Source organism: Streptomonospora mangrovi (assembly GCF_027604915.1).
Classification (GTDB): domain Bacteria; phylum Actinomycetota; class Actinomycetes; order Streptosporangiales; family Streptosporangiaceae; genus Streptomonospora; species Streptomonospora mangrovi.
On the sequence record NZ_JAJAQC010000072.1, the window covers coordinates 1 to 5585 of the forward strand.

A 5585-nucleotide genomic window follows, 5' to 3' on the forward strand; every position below is an offset into this window, starting at 1 on the left:
GGCCCGCGCCGGGGCTGCTCGTCAGGGGCGCAGGTGCGCCCAGGGCCGGACCGTCTCGAAGGCGCGGGCGGCCGCCAGCACCAGCGCGTCGCCGTGGCGGGGGCCGACGATCTGGAGGCCCACCGGCAGCCCCGCCTCGGTGAAGCCGCACGGCACGCTCGCGGCCGGCTGCTGGGTCATGTTGAACGGGTAGCTGAACCCGGCCCAGGAGGTCCACCGGGGGTCGGTGGAGCCGGGCGGGACCTCCAGCCCGGCGTCGAACGCGGGGATGGGCATGGTGGGGGTCAGCAGGAGGTCGTACTCGCCGTGGAAGCGGCCCATCGCCTCGCCCATGGCCATGCGGGTGGCCATGGCGGTGAGGTAGTCCCGCGCGGAGTAGCGCAGCCCCTCCTCGGTGATCTCGCGCAGCCCGGGGTCGAGCAGGTCGCGGCGCTCGCCGGTGATGTGCTCGGTGGCCTTGGCCGCGCCGGTGTACCACAGGATGTGGAAGTGCTCCCGGCAGTCGGGCAGCGGCGGGTCGGCCTCCTCGACCACGGCGCCCAGCTCCTCGAAGGCCGCGACCGCCGCCGCGACCACGCGCGCGACCTCGGGGTCGACCGCCAGGCGGCCCAGCGCCGGGCTGTAGGCGACGCGCAGGCCGCGCACCGGGCGCTCCAGCGACGCGGTGAAGGAGTGGGCGGGCGGCGGCAGCGCCGCCCAGTCGCGGGGGTCGGGGCCGCTGATGACGTCGAGCATGAGCGCGGCGTCGGCGACGGTGCGGGTCATCGGCCCGGAGTGGGCCAGGCTGCCGAAGGCGCTGGCCGGGTAGTGCGGCACCAGCCCCCACGTGGGCTTGAGGGCGACGATGCCGGTGAAGCTCGCCGGGATGCGCACCGAGCCGCCGCCGTCGGTGCCGGTGGCCAGGGGGCCCATGCCGGCGGCCACGGCCGCTGCGGCGCCGCCGCTGGAGCCGCCGGGGGTCTTGGCGGTGTCCCACGGGTTGCGGGTGACGCCCGTCAGCGGGCTGTCGGTGACGCCCTTCCAGGCCAGCTCGGGGGTGGTGGTCTTGCCGACGAACACCGCGCCGTGCTCGCGCAGCCGCGCCACGGCCGGGGAGTCCTCGGCCCACTCCTGGTCGCGCGGGGTGGTGGCCGAGCCGCGCAGGGTGGGCCAGCCCCGGGTGAACATGACGTCCTTGATGGAGGTGGGCACGCCGTCGAGCCGGCCGGCGGGCTCGCCGCGCCGCCAGCGCTCCTCGGAGGCGCGCGCGGCGGCGCGGGCCTCCTCGGCCGCCACCAGGCAGAACGCGTTGAGCGAAGGGTTCTCGGCCTCGATGCGGTCGAGCACCGCGTCGGTCGCCTCGACCGGGGAGAGGTCGCCGCGGGCGTAGGCGGCGAGCAGCTCGGTGGCCGGCAGCCAGGCCGGGGAGTCGGTCGGAGAGCCGGCCGGAGAGTGGGCCGGGGCCGCCGCCGGGCGCGCCGGGTCGGCCTCGGGCCGGGGCGCGGCGCCGGTCTCGTCCAGCCCCTCGAACTTGGTACTCACGTGTGCGTCCTTCCTGCTGTGCGGGTGCGCGCGGAGGGCGTGCGGCGCCGGGCGGTCGGTGCGGCCGGGGAGCGGCGGGGGCGGCGGGGCGCGGTGCGGGCGGTTCAGGGGCCGGCGACGTAGCCGCGCCGCTTGTCCACGACGTTGCGCAGGTCGCGGCCGTCGAGGAAGCGGTCCAGGTTGTCGGCGAACAGGGCGGCCAGTTCGTCGCGCCAGCCGACCACGTCGCCGGACATGTGCGGCGAGACGATGACGCCGGGCAGGTCCCACAGCGGTGAGGACTCCGGCAGCGGCTCGGTCTGGGCGACGTCGAGCGCGGCGCCGGCGATGGCGCCCTCGCGCAGCGCCCGCACCAGCGCGTCCTCGTCGACCATGGGGCCGCGGGCGACGTTGATCAGCCGCGCGGTGGGGCGCATGGCGGCCAGGAAGCGGGCGTCGACCAGGCCGCGCGTGGCGTCGGTGAGCGGCGCGGCGAGCACGACGTAGTCGGCGCGCGGCAGGGCGCCGGCCAGGCCGGTGCCCGAGGAGGGCGCCAGGGCCGCCTCGACCACGGTGCCGAAGTCGGGGTCGCCGGTGCGCGCGGTGCGGCCAGCGCCCTCCACCTCCATGCCGGCGGCGCGCAACTGGCGGGCGATGGCGCGGCCGATGGGACCGGTGCCCACGACCAGGGCGCGCCGCCCGCCGACGCGCTCGGTCTCGCGGTGGCGCCAGACGCGCTCGCGCTGGAGGTCGCGGGTGCCGTGGAGGTCCTTGGCGAAGCTGATGACCAGGCCCAGGACGTACTCGGCCATGGGCTGGTCGAACACCCCGCGCGAGTTGGTGAGGACCACGTCGGCGGCCACCAGGTCGGGGAACATCAGGTTGTCGACGCCGGCGGTGGCGGCGTGCACCCAGCGCAGGGAGTCGGCCTTGGGCCAGGCGGCGCGCAGCGCCTCGGAGAACAGGTCCCAGACGAACAGGGCGGTGGCGCCGGGCAGGACCTCGCCGAGGGTGTCGGCGGTGGCGTAGCGCACCGAGGCCAGCCGGGGGTCGGAGTCGAGGGCGGCGTGGCCGGGCGGGAGGTCGTCGCCGTGCAGGACGGCGAGGTGGACGGGCTGCGGTGCTCCGGTGGTCACTGCGGGCGGCTCCCGGTTCGCGGTTGGACGGCCAGGTGCGGGACGGGCGGCCGGACCGGCCGCCGCCTACCCGGTACCCGCGCCCGCCCGGGAGGACACCCTCCCGGCAGGGGCCGGATCCGCGCGGCGGATGAAACGCTAGGCAGCGCCCGTACGATTGTCAACAATATCCAGGGAGTCCCCGCCTGCGGTGACGGCGGCGCGGGGCGACGGCGGGCGGCCGGGAGCGGTGGGCGGAACCCGCGCCTCCTGCGTCACAGACACGTAACACCCCGGGGCCGCGCGGCCATTGATCCACCCGGCTCCGCGATCGTATGATTGTCGACAATCAGCGCCCGCCGGGCCGACGGTTCCGGCGTCGGCGGGGCTGGGTCCTCGGCGCGTTGACACATCAGCACAGCGGAAAACGCATCCGCGAGAAGGCGTCACCACTCCTCCTTCGCGCCGCCGGCCGGGCGCCGGCGGCCTCCGTCAGCGTTCCCCAGTAGTCCGATCACCGGTTGTCTCCGGTTGCCCGCCGCCACCGGGAGGTCCCCCGCCCGGTCCGGGCCGGCTCCCGTCCCGCCTCACGCACCCCGCCCGCGGCGGCCCGCCCGGTCCGCCGCACCCGCCCGACCCACGGAAAGGCCGTGATACGACGATGCCCAGGTACATGTCCATCAGCCTGGAGAAGCGCGGCGTCTCCTGCGTGGCCGAACTCCTCGACAAGGACGCCCCCCGCACCTGCGACGCCGTGTGGAACGCGCTGCCGCAGGGCGGCGACATCTACCACGCCAAGTACGCCCGCAACGAGGTGTACGCCATGGTGCCGCGCTTCGCCGATGAGGAGCCCGGCCAGGAGAACCCCACGGTCACCCCCATCCCGGGCGACGTCGTCTACTTCTCCTTCAACGGCGGCATGCTCGACCGCCGCTTCAAGGAGGAGAAGGGCATCGACCACCTGCCCGGCGTCATCGACCTCGCCATCTTCTACGGCCGCAACAACCTGCTGCTCAACGGCGACGTCGGCTGGGTGCCGGGCAACGTCTACGCCACCATCGTCGAGGGCCTGGCGCCCATGGCCGAGGCGTGCAACGACGTCTGGCGCTCAGGGAGCATCGGCGAGCGCCTGGTCTACCGCCGCCTGGAGCGCTGACCGTACCACCCGTCCACCCGCAGCACCCGTCCGTCGGGGGCCGCCCGCGGCGGCCCCGCCCCGCACACCCGAGAACACGAAGAGAAGGAGGTGAGTGACCAATGCGGACCGATCGGATCGCCGGAGCACCGGTGAGCGACCAGGGCGAGCGGGTCATCCTCGACAAGCACGTGAAGCCCGCCGGCCATACCGCCCACGACACCGCGCCCACGGTGGTGGAGCTGTCGGCGGTGGCCGAGACCCCCTGGCAGTCGGGCGTGGGCATCGTGGCGCCCTACGACTTCGCGCTGGATCGCGAGCTGTGGCGCTGGGCGCCCGACGATGTCTCGCTGTACGTCACGCGGCTGCCGTTCGTGCCCGTGCCGGTGACCGTCGACCAGGCGTCGGCGCTCAGCGACGGCGACAACGTCGCCCGCGCCACCCGCGACCTGCTGGCGCCCGAGCCGCTGGTCGTGGGCTACGCGTGCGCCTCGGGCAGCTTCGTCCACGGCGCCGAGGGCCAGCGGCGGCTGCGGCAGTGCATCCTCGACGCCGGCGCGCCCGAGGCGGTCACCACCTCCGGCGCGCTCATCCAGGCCCTGGAGGCGCTGGACCTGCGGCGGATCGCGGTCGTCACGCCCTACGTCGACAGCGTCACCGACCGCCTGCTCAACTACCTGGCCGAGCACGGCGTGGAGGCCACCTCCAGCGTGGGGCTGGGGCTGCTCGGGCACATCTGGAAGACCACCTACTCCGAGGTCGTGCAGGCGGTGCGCGACGCCGACCGCCCCGAGGCCCAGGCGGTGTTCATTAGCTGCACCAACGTGCTGACCTACGACATCATCGCGCCGCTGGAGCGCATGCTGGGCAAGCCCGTGATCGCCGCCAACCAGGTGACCATGTGGGCCGCCCTCCAGGCGATGGGCCGCCAGCCCGTCGCCCACGGCCAGCACCTCGTCGACGCCACCGCGCGCACCGCCGCCTGACGGCCGCGCCGATCACACCGAAGGGAGGGTCGTGCCGCACATGACCCGAGTCGGATTCCTCTACCCCGGCTACAGCGCCGAGGACGACTACCCCGCCTTCCAGCGGCTGCTGGGCGACGACGTCGAACTGCACCTGGTGCACACGCTGATGCGCGAGGACGCGCACCGGGTCGACGCCCTGCTCGACGTCGGCGGCGCCGACGTCCTCGGCGAGGGCGCGCGCGAACTCCGCGCGCGCGGCGTCGACTCCGCCGTGTGGGCGTGCACCAGCGGCAGCTTCGTGTTCGGCTGGGAGGGCGCCCGCGCCCAGGCCGAGGGCGTCGCCGCCGAGGCGGGCGCGCCCGCCTCCAGCACCTCGTTCGCGTTCGTGCACGCCGTGCGGGCGCTGGGCCTGAGCCGGGTGGCGGTGGCGGCCACCTACCCCGACGACGTCGCCGGCCGGTTCGCCGACTTCCTCGGCGCCGCCGGGATCGGGGTGGCGGCGTGGTCGGGGCGCGGGATCGTCACGGCCGCCGAGGTCGGCACCCTGCCGGCCGACGACGTGCTCGACTTCGTGGCCGCCAACGACCACCCTGAGGCCGAGGCGGTCCTGGTGCCCGACACCGCGCTGCACAGCGCGGGCGTGCTGGACGCCCTGGAGGACCGGCTGGGCAAGACCGTGCTGACCGCCAACCAGGTCAGCGTGTGGGAGGGGCTGCGCCTGGCCGGCGTCACCACGCCCCGCGAGGGGCTGGGCTCGCTGTTCCGCGCCGGGGCCGGGACAGCGGCGGCGGCGGCCGAGCGCTAGGCGCGGCCGCCGCGACCACGGTGCGGCCGGGACCCGTTGGCGGGTTCCGGCCGCACCGCGCG

At 75.5% G+C, this 5585-nt stretch carries 5 protein-coding genes; 3 read left to right on the plus strand and 2 right to left on the minus strand.

Features of this window, described 5'->3' with window-relative positions:
* Nucleotides 1-21: 21 nt before the first annotated feature.
* Both LG943_RS25620 and LG943_RS25625 read right to left on the minus strand, forming a co-directional pair.
* Nucleotides 22-1521, minus strand: a complete 1500-nt coding sequence (locus LG943_RS25620; protein ID WP_270074939.1) for an amidase — start codon at nucleotides 1519-1521, stop codon at nucleotides 22-24.
* Nucleotides 1522-1625: 104 nt separating this feature from the next.
* Complete coding sequence (locus LG943_RS25625) at nucleotides 1626-2636, minus strand: D-2-hydroxyacid dehydrogenase (protein WP_270074940.1); 1011 nt, start codon at nucleotides 2634-2636, stop codon at nucleotides 1626-1628.
* Nucleotides 2637-3288: 652 nt separating this feature from the next.
* Between LG943_RS25625 and LG943_RS25630 the strand changes: the two genes are divergently transcribed.
* The 3 genes from LG943_RS25630 (at nucleotide 3289) to LG943_RS25640 (ending at nucleotide 5523) form a co-directional block, all read left to right on the plus strand.
* The gene (locus LG943_RS25630; RefSeq protein WP_270074943.1) at nucleotides 3289-3771 is read left to right on the plus strand and encodes a DUF3830 family protein; all 483 of its coding nucleotides are present in this window, start codon (nucleotides 3289-3291) and stop codon (nucleotides 3769-3771) included.
* 101 nt (nucleotides 3772-3872) lie between these two features.
* Nucleotides 3873-4736 carry a maleate cis-trans isomerase family protein gene (locus tag LG943_RS25635; protein WP_270074941.1) on the plus strand — a complete coding sequence of 288 codons (864 nt, stop codon included), beginning with the start codon at nucleotides 3873-3875 and terminating at the stop codon, nucleotides 4734-4736.
* A gap of 40 nt (nucleotides 4737-4776) precedes the next feature.
* Nucleotides 4777-5523, plus strand: a complete 747-nt coding sequence (locus LG943_RS25640; protein WP_270074942.1) for a maleate cis-trans isomerase family protein — start codon at nucleotides 4777-4779, stop codon at nucleotides 5521-5523.
* The last annotated feature ends 62 nt before the right edge of the window (nucleotides 5524-5585 follow it).